The organism is Thiobaca trueperi, assembly GCF_004342175.1.
GTDB lineage: Bacteria > Pseudomonadota > Gammaproteobacteria > Chromatiales > Chromatiaceae > Thiobaca > Thiobaca trueperi.
The window spans coordinates 91,852-110,179 of sequence record NZ_SMAO01000002.1 but is presented as its reverse complement, the minus strand read 5'-3'; the positions used below and the strand labels follow the sequence as shown (position 1 = coordinate 110,179).

Sequence of the window (18,328 nt, the reverse complement as noted above, 5' to 3'; positions counted from 1 at the left end):
CCAAAACCAGCCCCACCTTGTGGAACGGATTTGATTGAACCCTTCACGAGCAACGAACAACGAGGCCACTCCATGTCAGAAAAACCAAAACTGTCTCAGGTTCTGACTCACGGGCGTTACGCCACGAGTTTCGACGCTGAATCAGCCGAAGAGGTCTATGACCCACGCAAAGAATCGCTCGTGCGCAGCATGCTGACCGAGATTGGCGAAGATCCCGAGCGCGAAGGTCTGCGCCGCACCCCGCTACGGGTCGCCAAGGCGATGGATTTTCTGACCAGCGGCTACAGCCTGTCGGCGGAGGAAATCCTCAAAGGGGCCATTTTCAAGGAGGATGTCAAAGAAATGGTCGTGGTACGCGACATCGAGTTCTACTCCATGTGCGAGCATCACATGCTGCCCTTCTTCGGGCATGCCCATGTCGGCTATCTGCCGAACGGACAGGTCGTCGGACTGAGCAAGGTGGCGCGGGTGGTCGATGTCTTCGCCCGCCGGCTCCAGGTTCAGGAACGCTTGACCAATCAGGTCGCGGACGCCCTGATGGAACATCTCAGCGCCCACGGCGTGGCGGTGGTCATGGAGGCCAGTCACACCTGCATGATGATGCGCGGCGTGCAGAAGCAGCGCAGCACCACGGTCTCCAGCGCCATGCGCGGAGCTTTCGATGCGAACCCCAGTACCCGCGCCGAGTTCATGTCATTCATCCGCAACTGAACCCGAGATTCCGCCAGTGATCGGGCATTTTCCCGGAAAGCCGTTTGACAGGCATTTTGGACAGGATCGACAGGATTTTAATATCCTGTTGTGAATCCTGTTAATCCTGTCCAATTTAAAGCAGCAGGATCAGTTGCGCGACTTGTCGACCAGCTTCTTCTCGCGGATCCAGGGCATCATTTCGCGCAGACGTTCGCCGACCACTTCGATCTCATGCTCGGCGCCCAGACGACGCATGGCCTTCATCGAAGCGGCGCCAGCCTGATTCTCCAGCATGAATTCCTTGGCGAACTGGCCGGTCTGAATCTCGGTCAGGATGCGCTTCATCTCGGCCTTGGTCTCGGCGTTGACGACACGCGGACCACGGGTCAGGTCGCCGTATTCGGCGGTGTTGGAGATCGAGTAACGCATGTTGGCGATGCCGCCCTCATAGATGAGATCGACGATCAGCTTGACCTCGTGCAGACACTCGAAATAGGCCATTTCAGGCGCATAACCGGCCTCGACCAGGGTCTCGAAGCCGGCCTTGATCAGCGAGGTCAGACCACCGCAGAGCACCGCCTGTTCGCCAAAGAGGTCGGTCTCGCACTCCTCGCGGAAATTGGTCTCGATGATGCCGGCGCGACCGCCGCCATTGGCCGAGGCATAGGCCAGCGCGATCTCGCGCGCCTGACCGCTGGCGTCCTGATGAACGGCGATCAGCGAGGGCACACCGCCACCCTGGGTGTAGGTGGAGCGCACCAGGTGGCCCGGCCCCTTGGGGGCGATCATGATGACATCCAGGTCTTCACGCGGGGTGATCTGGCCGAAATGAACATTGAAGCCGTGGGCAAAGGCCAGGGCCGCGCCCTGCTTGATGTGCGGGGCAACCTGCTCGCGGTAGAGCGCGCCCTGATGCTCGTCGGGGGCAAGGATCATCACCACGTCGGCGCCAGCCACGGCCTCTTCAATGGACTTGACGGTCAGACCGGCGTTCGCCGCCTTGGCCGCCGAATCGGAGCCCGGACGCAGACCGACCGTGACCGAGACGCCTGAGTCCTTGAGATTGTTGGCATGGGCATGGCCCTGCGAGCCATAGCCGATGATGGCGACCTGCTTGGCCTGGATCAGGGAAAGGTCGGCGTCTTTGTCGTAATACACGTTGATGGTCATGCGAACGGTCCTGGTTGGTGTCGATGTGTCGGTCGGGTCAGCCCGGAGGGCGTAACCCGACATGCATGCTGGTTGAGGTCAATCTGTTTGGTGTAGCGGGGACGATGGGTTGCGCTGCGCTCCACCCATCCTACAGGTTCAGACCCTTTTCGCCACGGGCGATGCCGGTCGGGCCGGAGCGGACGACCTCGATCAGCAGTCCCTCGGGCAGCGCGTCGATGAAGGCGTCGAGCTTGCGCGAGGCACCGGTCAGTTCGATGACATAGCTGGTGTCGGTGACATCGATGATCTTGGCGCGGAAGATGTCGGTCAGACGCTTGAGTTCCTCGCGGTCGGATCGCTCGGCACGCACCTTGACCATCATCATCTCGCGCTCGATGTGCGGTCCTTCGGACAGATCCAGCAGCTTCACGGTGTCGATCAGCTTGTTGAGCTGTTTCTTGATCTGCTCGACGACCTCGTCGTTGCCCGTCGTGACCAGGGTCATGCGCGAGAGGGTCGGATCGTCGGTCGGCGCGACGGTCAGCGATTCGATGTTATAGCCACGGGCCGAGAAGAGTCCGGCGACGCGCGACAGCGCTCCGGCCTCGTTCTCCAGCAGCACGGCGATGATGTGTCTCATAGTCGAAAACTCTCGTATCGGATCGATTCTGGACGGCGGTCAGGACAGTTCGCGCTCGGTCAGGCTCGGGGACAGTTGCATTTCATGGTGTCCCTTGCCGGCCACGATCATGGGATAGACGTTTTCGGTCGGATCGACCACCACATCCAGGAACACGAAACGGTCCTTCATCGCGAAGGCGTCACGCATCGCGCCTTCCAGGTCGGCGGGCCGCTCGACCCGCATCCCGACATGCCCGAAACTCTCGGCGAGTTTGACGAAATCCGGCAGGGCATCGACATAGGAATGCGAGTAGCGGCTCTCGTAGAAGAGCTCCTGCCACTGCCGCACCATGCCCATGTAGCCATTGTTGAGCAGGATGACCTTGATCGGCAGCGAATACTGCTGACAGGTCGCCAGCTCCTGGATGCACATGAGGATGCTGGCATCGCCCGAGACACAGGCCACCTGGGCCTCAGGATGCGCGAGCTGCACCCCCATCGCCGCCGGCAGACCGAAGCCCATGGTGCCGAGACCGCCCGAGTTGATCCAGCGGCGCGGCTTGTCGAAAGGATGGAACTGGGCCACGAACATCTGATGCTGACCGACATCCGAGGTCACATAGAGCTCGCCACTGGTGACCTTGTGGAGCGTCTCGATGGCGAACTGGGGCTTGATCGCGGCGCTGGCGCGGTCATACCGGAGACAGTCGAGCCGACGCCACTCGTTGATCTTCGCCCACCAGTCGGCGACCGGCTGCGCGTCGGGCTGCGGCTGGCGCTCGCGATAGAGCCGCAGCAGATCGGTCAGCACGCTCGCCACCTGACCCACGATGGGCACATCCACCCGGACATTCTTCGAGATCGATGACGGATCGACATCGATATGAATGACCTTGGCGTGCGGACAGAAATGCTCGATCTTGCCGGTCACGCGATCATCGAAGCGGGCACCGATGGCGATCAGCACGTCGGTTTCGTGCATCGCCATGTTGGCCTCATAGGTGCCGTGCATCCCGAGCATGCCGATGAACTGGCCATCGGTGGTCGGGAAGGCGCCGAGCCCCATGAGCGTGCTGGTGATCGGAAAGCCGGTCGCGCGCACCAGTTCGGTGAGCTGCGTCGAACCCTCGCCGAGCACCACGCCGCCGCCGGTATAGAACACCGGACGTTTGGCCTGGAGCAGAAGATCGACCGCCTTCCTGATCTGTCCCGGATGCCCCTTCTCAACCGGATTGTAGGAACGCATCCGGATCTCGCGCGGGTAGTGATAGGGCACCCTGACGTTGGGATCCGTCACATCCTTGGGGATGTCCACCACCACCGGGCCGGGCCGGCCTGTGGTCGCGATGTAAAACGCCTTGCGGATGGTCAGCGCCAGATCGCGGACATCCTTGACCAGGAAGTTGTGCTTCACGCAGGGCCGGGTGATGCCGACGGTATCGACTTCCTGAAAGGCATCGCTGCCGATCACCGGCGTCGGCACCTGTCCGGTCAGCACCACCATCGGGATGGAATCCATATAGGCCGTGGCGATGCCGGTCACGGCATTGGTCGCGCCCGGTCCCGAGGTGACGAGACAGACGCCGCATTTGCCGGTCGCGCGCGCATAGCCGTCCGCCGCATGGGCGGCAGCCTGCTCGTGACGGACCAGGATATGTCTGACCGATCCGCGCTTGAAGAGCGCGTCATAGATATGCAGGACCGAGCCGCCGGGATAGCCGAAAACGAGTTCGACCCCTTCATCAAGGAGCGCCTGGACGACGATCTCGCCCCCGCTCAGTTCCTCGACCGCCATCGCATCCGCCCCATCCGCTTCCGCCCCAGTCAGTGCCACCTTCAGTGACCTCCGAATCAGATCATGGAAAAGGTTGAAAAGGGACTGAGCCTAACAGGGATCGTCAACAGGGGTCAAGCCAGACCATTCGCCGGCCACTCAGGCGAGTCTGCCGCCTTTCAACGGATTCTGCCGTGCTCTGGGCAGGCCATACGACCTGTCATGCAGATTCTGCAGGAATTCAATCTCTTCCCAGGCATTTTCGGGCCAGCCGCCAGGCTGACCGTGGTCCCCCATCACCAAAGACTGAAACAATTCATGAAAGGCATCCGGATCACCCCAGCCGGCAGTCAGGTGATTGAGCGCCTCTGGAAAATCCGTCTCAAGCACGCAGCGTTGCGTGCTCCCGGACACTGGACACGGCTGACTGTCACCGGACGACTTGCCGAGGGGCGGGGCGGCGGTGCGAACCCAACTGGGAATCTCGGAGAAACACAGATAGGAATCGTCCTGGGTCTCGGGCAGTTGGCCCAACAGCAGCGAGGCCAGCGCCTTGAGCGATTTGCGCGGATGCTCGAACTCCAGCGTCAGGGTATGGAGATCGGCCCACTCAAACCCTTTGGTGTGTGACTTTTCCACCTTGACCACGCGCGTTCTCAGACGGATGCCGGGCAGATCCTTGGTGCCGGCAATCGAGAGACGGATGCTCTGATCCAGTTCATAGGCATCGAACACCGTCACGCTGTAATGCCCCTCTGCGATCTGGAGCAGCATCCGGCGCAGATCCTCCGCATCATTGACCGTCACTTCGAGTTCCCTGACCAGACCGTCGGAAGGGCCGCCATGCGCCTGCGTCCCACCGGCCCCGAGCATTTTCAGCAGCCTTTCCAGTCGTGACTGGCTGCGGGGCGAGAGACTGACAAAACGCACGGCAACCAGATAGCGGCCATTCTCCAGCGGACGCGCACGCAGCAACCGGGCGTCGGCTGTGATCTGCTCGTCACGCTTCCAGGGCAGGACGATACGCAGGGGCTCCGTCTGCTGCGGCAGGGGCTCAGCCATGGCAAAGAGCGCACCGCCCCAGGAAATGTCTTCGTTGAGCGCGGTGACAGGTTCCGCCACACCCGGCAGGATCACTTTGATGGGGATCTGAACCCGAATCCGCGCCTGGGTGCGTCGATCATGGGGACTCGATTCAGTGACTGGCTGCTGCATCTCGGGATGTTCCTGGTGATCAATCGGCAAGGTGTCCTGCGTCTTGATGTTTGAGGTCTGGAGCCGGCATCGACTCGATAGTGACGTACTTTAACAAGCCTGATCCGTTCGGGCATGCTGGAAAATGGCAGACAGGCATCTGGTGCAGCAGTGCAGATGTTCCGAAACCGTTTCTGAATCGTTGTCGTCGGCTTGCGAATCTTTCGATTACGACAACGATTACGACAGCGACAACGAAGCGAACGGCCTCAGGATTTCCAGGATGCTGCACTGGATGGAGATCGACATGACACAGTTTAAGAGTTGTTTCCACTCGCGTTGAACAATAAACTCCCCCGCTTTACCTGGCGATTGGCGTTGCAATGCGTACTTCTCAGTTCCCTCTACAGACCGTCAAAGAAACACCATCTGACGCCGAAATCGCCAGCCACCGGCTGATGCTGCGCGCCGGGCTCATCCGCAAGCTCGCCGCCGGGCTCTATACCTGGCTGCCAATGGGCTTGCGCGTGCTGCGCCGGGTTGAGCGGATCGTGCGCGAAGAAATGGATCGCGCTGGCGCACTGGAGATCTCCATGCCCGCCGTGCAGCCGTCCGAACTCTGGCAGGAGTCGGGCCGATGGGACCAGTATGGCCCCGAACTCCTGCGCTTCAAAGACCGCCATCAGCGCGAGTTCTGCTTCGGCCCCACGCACGAAGAGATCATCACCGACCTCGCCCGCAACGAACTCAAGAGCTACAAACAGCTCCCGATCAATTTCTATCAGATCCAGACCAAGTTCCGTGACGAGATCCGTCCGCGCTTTGGCGTCATGCGCGCGCGAGAGTTCCTGATGAAGGACGCCTATTCATTCCATCTGGACGACGCCTCGCTGGCTGAGACCTACCGCCAGATGCACGAGACCTACTGCCGCATCTTCACCCGCTGCGGGCTCGACTTCCGCCCGGTACAGGCGGATACCGGCAGCATCGGCGGCAACGCCTCGCACGAGTTCCATGTGCTGGCGGCCTCCGGCGAGGACGCCATCGCCTTCTCGACCGCGAGCGACTATGCCGCCAACGTCGAACTGGCCGAGGCGGTGGCGCTGACCGACACCCTGCCCGCGCCGAACGAAGCGGCGCGTCTGGTCGAGACGCCGAATGCGCGCACCATCGCCGATCTGGTCGAGCAGTTCGGCCAGCCGGTCGAACGCACGGTCAAGACGCTCGTCGTCGCCGCATCGGAGGAAAGCGGCGGCGGTCTGATCGCCCTGCTGGTGCGCGGCGATCACGAACTCAACGCCATCAAGGCCGCGAAACTGCCCCAGGTCGCCGCGCCGCTGCGGATGGCGACCGAGGCCGAGATCCGTGAGGCCATCGGCGCCGGCCCCGGCTCGCTGGGCCCGAAAGACCTGCCCATCCCCTGCATCGCTGATCGCACGGTCGCGGTCACCGCCGATTTCAGTGCTGGCGCCAATGCGGACGGCAAACACTGGTTCGGACTCAACTGGGGCCGCGATCTGCCGCTGCCCGAGGTCGCCGATCTGCGCAACGTCGTCGAGGGTGATCCCAGCCCTGATGGTCAGGGCACCCTGACCATCGCGCGCGGCATTGAGGTGGGGCACATCTTCCAGCTTGGACGCAAATACAGCGAGGCGATGAAAACCACCGTGCTCGGCGAGGACGGACGCGCCACCACCCTGACCATGGGCTGTTATGGCATCGGCGTCTCGCGCGTGGTCGCCGCCGCCATCGAGCAGCATCATGATGAGCAGGGCATCTGCTGGCCGGCCCCCATCGCCCCCTTCGAGGTCGCGCTGCTGCCGATGAAACTCGGCAAATCCTACCGGGTGCGCGAGGCGACCGAGCAGCTTTATGCCGACTTGCAGGCCGCCGGGATCGACGTCCTGCTCGATGACCGCGACGCCCGCGCCGGGGTCATGTTCGCCGATATGGAGCTCATCGGCATCCCCCACCGCATCGTCGTGGGCGACAAGGGACTCGACGACAGCGTGGTCGAATACAAAGGCCGCACCGACGAGGCCATGCAGCTCGTGCCCATCGCCGAGATCGTCGGCTTCGTCCGCGAGCGCCTGCGGGCTTAAGACACACTTAAAAAATGGACAGGATTAACAGGATTTTCCAAGATTAACAGGATGTTTTGATAGTTGGATCGGTAGCAAATGAACGCGCCGCACCTGATTAAGGCTCGATTGAAAAATCCTGCCCATCCTGAGAAATCCTGTTAATCCTGTCCATTCTCGAATTCAACTATTACCTTCTCTAGGGACTCCAGACCGCCTGTGAACAAAGAAGCCTCTTTCAATCGCGATGAACTGCTGGCCTGCGGGCGCGGCGAGATGTTCGGTCCGGGCAATGCCCAGTTGCCGACGCCCAACATGCTGATGATGGACCGCATCGTGCGTATCGCGAATTTCGGCGGCGCCAATGGCAAAGGCGAGATCCTTGCCGAACTCGACATCACCCCGGATCTCTGGTTCTTCCAGTGCCATTTTCCCGGCGACCCGGTGATGCCCGGCTGTCTTGGGCTCGATGCGCTCTGGCAGCTCGTCGGCTTCTATCTGGGCTGGATCGGCAATCCCGGCCACGGTCGCGCGCTGGGCGTAGGTGAGGTCAAATTCACCGGGCAGGTGCTGCCGAGCGCCACCAGAGTGACCTATCACATCGACATGAAGCGGGTCATCAGCCGCAAGCTGGTGCTCGGCATCGGCGACGGTGTGGTCCAGGTCGATGACCGCACCATCTATACCGCCTCCGATCTGCGAGTGGGGCTCTTCACCTCGACGGATGGTTTTTAGCCGGTGCTTTGAATGGACAGGATCAACAGGATTTCCCAGGATGGACAGGATTTTTTTTGTCCTGTTGATCTTGAATCATCCTGTCAATCCTGTCTCATTCGCGGCGTTTCGGACAGGCTGAAAGCCTTCGCGCCTTCGCAGTTCAGGGGCGCTCACACATGACCCGCATCGATTTCTACAGCCTCCAGCCTGACAGTCGCGGCGACCGCTTTCTGCTGACCTGCCGGCTGGTGGAGCGGATCCGCGCCAGCGATCTGCGGGTGCTCATCCACTGCCCTGACGCCGAGCAGGCGCGTCATCTCGACCGTCTGCTCTGGACCTTCCGCGAGGATGGGTTTCTGCCGCATGGTCTGGTCGGTCAGGTGGATGCCGGGCTGACCCCGGTGCTCATCAGCCGCGACGGAACCCCCGAGACCGAGCATCAGGCGCTCATCAATCTGTCCGGCGGGATTCCCGACTTCGTCGATCGCTTCGCGCGGTTATGCGAACCGATCGACCATGACCCCGCCACCCGCGCCGCCGGACGCGCGCGTTTCCGTATCTATCGCGAACGGGGTTATCCGCTGGAACACCATCAGATCCGGTTGCAGGGGAAATAGACAGGATTAAACCGCGCCCAGTGCGGCATGCCATGTTCTGGGGCTGGATCAACCTCGGCAGCATCAACGACCGTGAGAGCGGACGCGGTTTAAGATATTAGAAACAATGATTTAAAATCCTTTCAATCCTGAAAAATCCTGTTAATCCTGTCTATTCTTTATCCCCTGCCTCGTCACCCAGCCGTGCACGCGCGGCGTTCAATGTCACTCGCGCGGCGTCGAAATCGAAACGCTCAATGGCCTGCATCAGCGTCTGGAAGGCGTCGCCCAGGATGCCGCGCAGGAGGTCGTCCGAGTCGCGGACGAACTGCACGGCCTGGACATTGTCCTCCGCCAGCAGCGCATCCAGTTCATCCAGCACCTGGTGCAGATGACTGAGCGCGTGCGGCGGCGTATCTGACTGCGTCCATTCGTGCACGTCCGGCAGGGCCAGGATCGCGGCGACCAGACGTTCAAGTTCGTGCCGGACCTCCTCAATCAGTGGTTCGATCACCCCCTGATCGGGGCGGCGCCCCAGCGTCACCTCCAGTCGCGCCACCAGGGTCGCCAGCCGATCCGCGCCCAGGGTCGCGGACGCACCCTTGAGACCATGCGCCACCCGCACCGCCCCCAGCTCATCGCCGGTCGCCAGACGCTCGCGCAGTCGGGCAATATCGCCGCCATGCGTCTGCGCGAAGAGTCGCAGCAGACGCAGATAGATGGCGCGCTGACCACGCACCGCCGCCAGCCCGCGCAGGCCGTCCAGACCGGGAACGGCAGCGAGCCAGGGATAGGCGATCAGGTTGTCCGGCGGTTCGACCGGCGATGCCGATGCCCTGGCCTCGCCGGTCGCAGGCAGCCATTTCAGCAGGACGGTATAGAGCGTTTCGGGCTCCACCGGCTTGGCGACAAAGTCATTCATGCCGGCCTCCAGGCAGAGCCGCCGGTCTTCCTCAAAGGCATTGGCGGTCATGGCGAGGATGGGCACTGCGGCCTGTTCGGGCTGGGCGCGGATCGCGCGGGCTGCCTCCAGTCCGTCCATTTCAGGCATCTGCACATCCATCAGCACCAGGTCGTAAGCGCCGGCGGCCACCCTGGCCACCGCCTCCCGACCGTTTTCCGCGATATCCACGTTCAGAGACACGGCGTGCAGCAGCTCCAGCGCGACCTCGCGGTTGACCGCATTGTCTTCAGCCAGCAGCAGACGCGCGCCAGCGCAGCGGCGGCGCAGATCGGCTTCGGCATGATGTGCGGGCGTCGCGGTGGAGACCGGCATGACGCCGCGCCCCGGCGTCAGACGGGCGGTGAACCAGAAAGTGCTGCCCTGTCCCTGCACGCTCTCGACGCCGACATCGCCATCCATGAGCTGGGCCAGACGCCGGGTGATCGCCAGTCCCAGACCGGTGCCGCCGTGCCTGCGCGTGGTCGAGACATCGGCCTGTCCGAAAGCCGCGAAGAGTCGCGGCAGTTCGTCCGCCGCGATGCCGATACCGGTGTCACTCACCTCGAAACGCACCAGTAACCGGTCCCCGACCTCCTCCAGCAGACGCGCGCGGAGACTGATGGTGCCGCGCTCGGTGAACTTGACCGCGTTGCCGGCATAATTGAGCAGCGCCTGACGCAGACGGGTGGGATCGCCACGCAGCCACAGCGGCACCGCGTCCGTATCCACTTCCAGGGTCAGCCCTTTGGATCTGGCCTGGTCGGCGATCAGCGAATAGACATAGTCCAGAATCGCCGTCAGCGAAAAATCGGTCTGCTCCAGTTCCAGTCGCCCCGCCTCGATCTTGGACAGGTCGAGAATGTCATTGACGATGGACAGGAGATGATGGGCGGCGGATTCGATCTTGCCCAGACGTATGGCCTGTTCAGGCGTGACGCCGCTTTGCTGGAGCAGATAGGTGAGCCCGACGATGGCGTTCATGGGGGTGCGGATCTCATGGCTCATATTGGCCAGAAAGGCGCTCTTGGCGAGACTGGCGGCCTCGGCGGCCTGCCGCGCCAGATCCCGAACCCGTTCGGTCTCTTTCTCGGCGCTGATGTCGCGGGAGAAACCCACCGTCCCCAGCACGCTGCCATCGGCGTCCAGGATGGGCGCCTTGAAGGTCTCGTAGAGGATCTCGGGATGCTGGGCCAGCACCCCGCCCTCGACCGTTTTCTGTTTGCCCGTCGCCATGACATCGAGATCGTCGGCGCGGAAACACTCGGCCAGTTCGTTCGGCCAGAGTTCGAAGTCGGTCCTGCCCACCAGATCGGCAAAGTGGCAACCGACCGCCTCCGCCAGCGACCGGTTGACGGCGACGAAACGGCCCTCGACATCCTTCATCCAGATCAGGTGCGGGATATTGTCGATCAGCGCCCGCAGCGAGCGGGTCTTCTGACGCAATTCGGCGGTGCGCGCCGCGACCAGTTCTTCCAGATGCTGGCGGTACTGCGCCAGTTCCTCATTGGCCCGCTCGGTCTCGGTGATGTCACGTGAGATCCCGAACATCCCCATCACCTGACCATCGGTGTCGTAGAGCGGTCCCTTGAGAGCCAGAAACAGCCGCTCCTCGCCATCCTGCGTCGTCAACGGTTCGCGGAAGGTCAGGTTCTCCTGGGCAAGCATGACCTGACGGTCGTTTGACCGGATCAACCGCGCGTCATCGGGCGGAAAAAGCTGGTCATCGACACGCCCCAGCACCGCCTCGACAGGCTGGCCGACGAGCCGCACGGCGGCACGATTGAACAGCAGATACCGGCCCGCTCGATCCTTGGCGAAAATGGCGTCGCTTGACCCGTCGGCGATGGCGCCCAGCAGATTCAGTGCATTCAAACGTTCAGACTGCGATTGATGCAGGGCAGCGGCGAGCGCCAGTTGCTGGCGCTGGCGCAGCAGAAAGGCGCCGCTGACAGCCATGAAGAGCGCCAGCAGACCCGCCAGTCCAATCCAGATCCCGTTATAGAAGGTCACGGCATACAGCTCGGCGCGATCCTGCTTGACCAGCAGAAACCAGTCGGTTCCGGGCACCGCCAGCGCCACCCCCACGACCGGCTCGCCGCGATAATCGACGCCTTCCAGTATCTGACCCAGTTGCGCCGGATCGCGCAGAAAGCGCGCGGACAGAAGCCGACTGCTCGTCAGCGGCAGATGCAGCGTCAGAGCGGTGTCGGACTGATGGCGCAGTTCGTTCAGGAACAACACCTGATCGCCATCGCGCCGGAACAGGAGCGTTTCGCCGCTCTCGGTCGGCACGGGCCAGATTTCAATCTCGGGATAGAGATCCTTGGTGAGATCGGTATGCAGCGCGATGACCGCTTCGGGTACGCCGTCCGACGCCGTTGACAGGGGCACCAGAAAATCGAGCAGGATCCGACCCGAGTCATCGCGATAGGGTCCATGCTGGATCACCTCCTGCCGGATGACGGCCTGTCTGACCGCCGCCGCCAGCCGCACATCAGCGGTCATTGCCCTGCCATCCGCACTCCACAGCGGTGCGCCCTGTGTATTGAGCAGCAGGGCGCCCTGAAAGCCGTTGTAACGCAGGAAGACCTTGAGCCGGTTTAGCAGCGCAATGTCGGCCACCGACTGACCGTCCGCGAACCAGTGCGCATCGAATGCATCGGCAAAATGACTGGCCCGCAGAAAACGGGCATGGTTCAGACGATCTTCGAACCAGTCGGCGATCTGGCGCGTCTTGAATTCGGCGATGGTCTTGAGACGGTCCGTCTCGCTCGCCTTCAAACGCTGGAAATCGAGCGCGATGCCGCTCACAGTCAGGATGACAATGGCCACCGCCAGCAGACTGAGGGGCAGCAGCATGGTGCGGAATGACGGATCGGGGAGTCTGGTCTCGGCTGCGGCAGTCCGGGCGGTCGGGTCCAGCCAGCGCCGCATCAGACCATAGAGCAGCACCGAGGTGACAGCGACGAACAGCCAGCCCTTGAGTGTATTGATCAGGGCGGCCTCTGCCGGGGCGCTGACCAGCCATGACAGCGCCTTGTCAGACAGCAGAATCCAGAGCCCGGCGAAGATGGCGTAGACCAGCACCACCGTCAGGATGGCGGATGAGGCACGCGGACGGGGGCGGCGTTCAGAATCGTGGATCATTGCCATCTCCCTATGCCCTCCCGTGATGCAGGAGGCTAAATCGACATGGATTCAAACCTGGTCATCCCCTGACTCCTGTCTGGATTGAGATGCCCGTCACCCCGGAGACGATTGGGGCGGATGTGGCTCGTTCTCACGATAACGCACCGCGATCTCGCAGAACTCATCGAACCGGGACAGAAAGGCATCGACCACATCCGGGTCGAAATGGCTGCCGCGCCCGGCGACGATGATGTCAAACGCCTCGGTGAAGGTCATCGGCGGCTTGTAGACGCGCGGCGAAATGAGCGCATCGAAGACATCGGCCAGGGCCATGAGTCGCGCGGCGATCGGGATGGCGTCGCCGGCCAGACCATCGGGATAGCCGCTGCCGTCCCATTTCTCATGATGATAATGGGCGATGTCTTTCGCCAGCACCAGAAACTCGACCGGGCGGTCAGCGTCACGCTCGGCCTGCTCAATGGCGTCGCTTCCCAGCTTGGCGTGGGTCTTCATGATCTCCCACTCTTCGGGCATCAGCCTGCCGGGTTTGAGCAGGATGGAATCCGGGATACCGACCTTGCCGATGTCATGCAGCGGCGCGGATTTGGACAACTGATCAACGGTGTGGTCGGTGAGAAAGCTCGCGAAACGCGGATGCTCGCGCAGTTGATTGGCGAGCGAGCGCACATAACCCTGGGTGCGACGCAGATGATTGCCGGTCTCCGGGTCACGGATCTCGGCGAGATGCGCCAGCGCATGGATGCTGACATCCTGCACCACCAGATTCTCGCTCATGCGCCGCGCGAGTTCGGTTTCGAGCCAGGCGTTCTGATCCTTGAGCCAGTCGCGCGCCTGCTTGAGTTCGAGCTGGGTATGGACCCGCGCCAGCAGAATCGCCGGTATGATCGGCTTGGCGATGTAATCGACCGCGCCGACATCCAGCCCGCGCAGTTCGGCCTCGGCGCTGTCCATCGCGGTGACAAAGATCACCGGAATCTCGCATGTGACCGGATCCGCGCGCAGCCGGGTGAAGACCTCGTAGCCGTCCATGCCCGGCATCATCACATCCAGCAGGATCAGATCCGGCCAGGGCTCGGTGGCGGCGATCCGCAGCGCCTTTTCGCCGGACGTGGCGGCGCGCACCCGATAATCCGGTTGCAGCAGCTCGCTGAGAACGGTGAGATTCTCAGGCGAATCATCGACGATCAGGATCGTCGGCAGAACACCGTCGATCATTCAGCCTCCTGAAACCGCATCCGGCACAGCATGGGTGGGGGAATTTGACAGGATTATGCCGGTCATCGCAACTGAATCCCGCGTTAAATCGCGTCCGACTGGAGGACGAAACCTTATGCAATGGCCAGACATCGTCGCCGCTCGCCCCTGACTTTCCGAGCCAGCTTGCGCCTTTCGCTTGATACTATTTTTCAATACTATTGTGGATGTGAAACATAAACACGCCAAGACGCTCTCGCTGATCTTCCATCGCCCGGTATCGGCCAACGTCAGGTTCGATGACGTGTTGGCACTACTGGTCGAGCTTGGCGCAGTCATCGAAACCAACCGCGAAGGTTCGCGCGTCGGCGTGGTGTTGTTCGGTGAAGTTCGCGTATTGCACAAGCCCCATCCATCGCCAAAGATGGACAAGGGAGCGGTTGCTGCATTGCGCGACTGGTTAAAACAACATGAGGTGACGCCATGACGATGAACACGATGGAACTGGACGGTTACACCGCCGTGATTCGTTATAACCCGGAAACAGACGAATTTCGCGGTGAGATTCAAGGCTTGAACGGTGGTGCCGACTTTTACGGTCGCACGCCAGACGAACTGCGCCGCGAGTTTCGCGCTTCTCTGGACTTCTTCCTTGAGACCTGCGCCAAACACGGCATCTCGCCCAAAAAACAGGCCAGCGGCAAGTTCGTCGTGCGCCTTTCGCCTACTCTGCACGCCCAAGCTGTGACAGCCGCCCAAGCCGCTGGCATCAGTCTCAATGCCCTGGTCGAAAGAGCCGTCCACCACGAGCTTGAAGCTGGTTAGTGCAGCAATGCAGATGTTCTGAAACCCTCTCTGATCGTTGTCGTAATCGAAGATTCGCAAGCCGACGATTACGACAACGACAACGACAACGACAACGAACGGCCCCCGGCGGGATGGGGTGAATGCCCCGTCCCACCTGTGCGAATCAATTCGCACCAACGAACCATCAACCCAACCCATCCACCCGCTGAAATCCGCGCGGCAGCAACCGTCCCCGCCGCCCGCGCTCGCCCTGATAGACCTCCAGATCAGCCGGCTTGAGGGTGAGTCCACGCTTGCCCGCCAGCACGGTCAGGCTGTCGCCCGCCGAGACCAGCGCCAGCGCGATGAGCGTTTCCTCACGGTTAGCAGCCTTAGCCGAAGGAATGCCGATGAGCTTGTTGCCCTTGCCGCGCGGCATCTCAGGCAGGTCTGAAACCGGAAACAGCAGCAGATAGCCCGCGCTCGTCACCGCCACCAGCCGCGCCGCCGGATCGGTCAAGGGCACCGGCAGCAGCACCTCCGCGCCCTGAGACAGCGTCAGCACCGCCTTACCGGCCTTGGGCTTGGCCAGCAGATCCTCCAGCCGCACGATGAAACCATAACCAGCATCGGAGGCCAGCACATAGCGCGTCTCGAGCGCATCGCCGAGCACGGCGACGAAGCGCGCACCGGGCGGCGGATCGAGCCGACCGGTGAGCGGCTCACCCTGCCCGCGCGCCGAGGGCAGGGTATGGGCCGGCAGCGAGTAACTGCGTCCGGTCGAATCCAGAAAGACGACGCTCTGACTGCTGCGCAGCCTAGCCGCGCCGAGAAAACGGTCGCCGGAGCGGTAGCTGAGTCCGGCGGCATCGACCTCGTGCCCCTTGGCGGCGCGGATCCAGCCCTTTTCGGACAGCACCACCGTCACCGGCTCGCTCGGCGAAAGCTCGGTCTCGTCGATGGCGGCAGCAGCGGCGCGGGCGACCAGCGGCGAGCGGCGCGCATCGCCATATTGCTCCGCATCGGCGGTGATCTCGTCGCGAATCAGGTGTTTCAGCGCCTGCTCGTTGCCCAGCAGACGCTGCAAGCCATCCCGCTCCTGCGCCAGTTCGGCCTGCTCGGCGCGGATCTTCATCTCCTCCAGTCGCGCGAGCTGGCGCAGACGGGTGTTGAGCACATAGTCGGCCTGCGCCTCAGAGAGTGCGAAGCGGGCCATGAGGATCGGCCTGGGCTCGTCCTCGGTGCGGACGATGCGGATCACCTCGTCGAGATTGAGAAAGGCGATCAGCAGACCGTCGAGCAGATGCAGCCGCTCCAGCACCTTGTCCAACCGGTGTTGCAGACGACGGCGCACGGTCTCGGTGCGACAGGTCAGCCATTCGGACAGGATCTCGCGCAGATTCATGACCCTGGGCCGGCCATTGAGACCGATCAGGTTCATGTTCACCCGATAGCTGCGCTCCAGATCGGTGGTCGCGAACAGGTGCGACATGAGACGCTCGACATCGACCCGGTTGGAGCGCGGCACGATGACGAAGCGGGTCGGGTATTCGTGGTCCGATTCGTCGCGGAAATCCTCAATCATCGGCAGCTTTTTGGCATTGAACTGCGCCGCGATCTGCTCCAGCACGCGACTGCCCGAGACCTGATAGGGCAAGGCCGTGATGACGATGTCGCCCCGCTCCACCTCGTAGCGCGCGCGCTGCCTGACACTGCCGCCGCCGGTCAGATAGAGCTTCAGCAAGTCGTCGGACGTGGTGACGATCTCGCCAGTGGTCGGAAAATCCGGCCCTGGCACGAAGCGCATCAGGTCTTCCACCGTCGCCTCGGGATGCTCCAGCAGATGCACGCAGGCGCGCGCCACTTCGCGCAGATTATGGGGCAGGATGTCGGTCGCCATGCCGACGGCGATCCCGGTGGTGCCATTGAGCAGCAGATTCGGCAGACGCGCCGGCAGCAGTCGGGGCTCCTCCAGGGTGCCGTCGAAATTGGGCTGCCAGTCCACGGTGCCCTGATCCACCTCGCCCAGCAGCAGCTCGGCATAGGGCGTCAGACGCGACTCGGTATAGCGCATCGCAGCGAATGACTTGGGATCGTCCGGCGAGCCCCAGTTGCCCTGACCGTCCACCAGCGGATAGCGATAGCTGAAGGGCTGCGCCATCAGCACCATCGCCTCGTAACAGGCCGAATCGCCATGCGGATGGAACTTGCCGAGCACGTCGCCGACGGTACGCGCCGATTTCTTGAACTTGGCCGATGCCGACAGACCCAGCTCGGACATGGCATAGAGGATGCGCCGCTGCACCGGCTTGAGCCCGTCGCCCACATGCGGCAGGGCGCGGTCGAGGATGACGTACATGGAATAATCCAGATACGCCTTTTCGGTGAAATCCTTGAGGGGGCGGCGTTCCAGTCCCTCGGCGTGATGGGTCAGGGTTTCCAGCATGGGTCGATCAGCATCCGTTGGCAAAGAGCGGCGCACGATGCGACAGGGGCCGGCGCCCTGTCAACGGCAACACATTGCGCCGGGCAGGAGGCAACCGCTAGCATGCGCGCGATAACCCGATTCGGATTCTGAAAGATGAAAACCGACAAGCAGATCCATATCCTGCTGAATTCCAGCCCGGAAGCCTTTCGCTTCCTGACGGGCGGAATCGAACTGTCGGGCGCCTATCAGGGCCGCTCGGTGGCCTTCAAGGAATTGGAGCGCCGGGCCGATCATGTCTTCGAGCCGGAAAACGGGCAGGGGCCGGTCTATCTCGTCGAGATTCAGGCCCGGAAATCCGGGGATGTCTATGATCGGCTGGTGCTGGAACTGGTTCTGTATCGCAAGATCCATCCTGAACGAAAGGTGTATGGCTTGGTGCTGTTCCTGGAGCCGGGCTGCGATGAACCGGAGTCGCCGTGGCGCCCCTGTCTGGGATATGGCCCGCTGCTGAATGCGGTCTATCTGGACCGCGTGCTGCGCAAGGCGCGCCAGGAACAACCTCAGCATCCGCTGCTGGCAGCCTGCCTGCCGTTGATTGCCGATGAACGGGAGTTGGCCGATCAGGCACCGACTGCCTGGCGACGGCTCGAACATTTGGACGAACCGGGCGCGACAGCCTTGATGGATGTCTTTATCTCATGGCTGATGGAGCGCTATCGAGGCAAAACCTACGAAGAGGTGATGAAGATGTTGCAGGTATTGACGCCGCTGGAAGAGACCCGCGCCTACCAACAATTGGTTGGCATCGGGATGGAAAAAGGCCGACAAAAAGAAGCCCTGACGATTCTGACCAGACAGCTCCGCCGACGCTTTGGCGATCTGCCCGAGTGGGCGCTGGAGCGACTGAATCAGGCCGATCCGGAACAGTTGGAAGATTGGGCCGAACGGATTTTCGACGCCGACGATCTGGCGCAATTGCTGAATGGCGGGCCAGTCTGA

13 protein-coding genes and 2 pseudogenes are annotated in these 18,328 nt (G+C 62.2%); 7 read left to right on the top strand and 8 right to left on the bottom strand.

Annotated features, from left to right (window positions below; translation table 11 throughout):
- Positions 1–72: 72 nt before the first annotated feature.
- Positions 73–711, top strand: a complete 639-nt coding sequence (gene folE / locus EDC35_RS03760; protein WP_132975891.1) for a GTP cyclohydrolase I FolE — start codon at positions 73–75, stop codon at positions 709–711.
- 129 nt (positions 712–840) lie between these two features.
- On the opposite strand, the gene ilvC is transcribed toward folE, so the two are convergent.
- From ilvC to EDC35_RS03740, 4 genes are all read right to left on the bottom strand, one after another.
- Positions 841–1,857, bottom strand: a complete 1,017-nt coding sequence (gene ilvC, locus EDC35_RS03755; protein WP_207896123.1) for a ketol-acid reductoisomerase — start codon at positions 1,855–1,857, stop codon at positions 841–843.
- A 136-nt stretch (positions 1,858–1,993) separates the two neighbouring features.
- On the bottom strand, positions 1,994–2,485 hold the full coding sequence (gene ilvN, locus EDC35_RS03750) for an acetolactate synthase small subunit (RefSeq protein ID WP_132975887.1): 492 nt from the start codon (positions 2,483–2,485) through the stop codon (positions 1,994–1,996).
- A gap of 39 nt (positions 2,486–2,524) precedes the next feature.
- Positions 2,525–4,261, bottom strand: a complete 1,737-nt coding sequence (locus tag EDC35_RS03745) for an acetolactate synthase 3 large subunit (RefSeq protein WP_132976295.1) — start codon at positions 4,259–4,261, stop codon at positions 2,525–2,527.
- A gap of 138 nt (positions 4,262–4,399) precedes the next feature.
- Positions 4,400–5,455, bottom strand: coding sequence for a PilZ domain-containing protein (locus EDC35_RS03740; RefSeq protein WP_132975886.1), 1,056 nt, complete (start codon positions 5,453–5,455; stop codon positions 4,400–4,402).
- Between the two features lie 362 nt (positions 5,456–5,817).
- On the opposite strand from EDC35_RS03740, the gene EDC35_RS03735 reads away from it, so the two are divergent.
- The 3 genes from EDC35_RS03735 (at position 5,818) to EDC35_RS03725 (ending at position 8,849) form a co-directional block, all read left to right on the top strand.
- The gene (locus EDC35_RS03735) at positions 5,818–7,536 is read left to right on the top strand and encodes a proline--tRNA ligase (RefSeq protein WP_132975884.1); all 1,719 of its coding nucleotides are present in this window, start codon (positions 5,818–5,820) and stop codon (positions 7,534–7,536) included.
- A gap of 198 nt (positions 7,537–7,734) precedes the next feature.
- Positions 7,735–8,250 (top strand): 3-hydroxyacyl-[acyl-carrier-protein] dehydratase FabA, encoded by a 516-nt coding sequence (fabA, locus tag EDC35_RS03730; RefSeq protein WP_132975882.1) that lies wholly within the window; start codon positions 7,735–7,737, stop codon positions 8,248–8,250.
- 158 nt (positions 8,251–8,408) lie between these two features.
- Positions 8,409–8,849, top strand: a complete 441-nt coding sequence (locus EDC35_RS03725) for a DNA polymerase III subunit chi (RefSeq protein ID WP_132975880.1) — start codon at positions 8,409–8,411, stop codon at positions 8,847–8,849.
- Between the two features lie 151 nt (positions 8,850–9,000).
- On the opposite strand, the pseudogene EDC35_RS19080 reads toward EDC35_RS03725, so the two are convergent.
- From EDC35_RS19080 to EDC35_RS03715, 3 genes and pseudogenes are all read right to left on the bottom strand, one after another.
- A pseudogene (locus EDC35_RS19080) lies at positions 9,001–10,455 on the bottom strand (response regulator); the annotation flags it as partial.
- A 159-nt stretch (positions 10,456–10,614) separates the two neighbouring features.
- Positions 10,615–11,727: pseudogene (locus EDC35_RS19075) on the bottom strand (PAS domain-containing protein); the annotation flags it as partial.
- 1,287 nt (positions 11,728–13,014) lie between these two features.
- Entirely contained in the window at positions 13,015–14,136 is a 1,122-nt protein-coding gene (locus tag EDC35_RS03715) for a response regulator (protein ID WP_132975876.1), read from the bottom strand.
- Between the two features lie 178 nt (positions 14,137–14,314).
- On the opposite strand from EDC35_RS03715, the gene EDC35_RS03710 reads away from it, so the two are divergent.
- Both EDC35_RS03710 and EDC35_RS03705 read left to right on the top strand, forming a co-directional pair.
- Positions 14,315–14,602, top strand: a complete 288-nt coding sequence (locus EDC35_RS03710; RefSeq protein WP_243651406.1) for a type II toxin-antitoxin system HicA family toxin — start codon at positions 14,315–14,317, stop codon at positions 14,600–14,602.
- Complete coding sequence (locus EDC35_RS03705; RefSeq protein WP_243651404.1) at positions 14,599–14,940, top strand: type II toxin-antitoxin system HicB family antitoxin; 342 nt, start codon at positions 14,599–14,601, stop codon at positions 14,938–14,940. Before EDC35_RS03710 ends, EDC35_RS03705 begins: the two co-directional genes overlap by 4 nt.
- Positions 14,941–15,106: 166 nt before the next feature.
- Here the strand turns inward: EDC35_RS03705 and parC are convergent, their stop codons facing one another.
- On the bottom strand, positions 15,107–17,347 hold the full coding sequence (parC, locus tag EDC35_RS03700; RefSeq protein ID WP_132975874.1) for a DNA topoisomerase IV subunit A: 2,241 nt from the start codon (positions 17,345–17,347) through the stop codon (positions 15,107–15,109).
- 135 nt (positions 17,348–17,482) lie between these two features.
- On the opposite strand from parC, the gene EDC35_RS03695 reads away from it, so the two are divergent.
- Positions 17,483–18,328, top strand: coding sequence for a DUF2887 domain-containing protein (locus tag EDC35_RS03695; protein ID WP_132975872.1), 846 nt, complete (start codon positions 17,483–17,485; stop codon positions 18,326–18,328).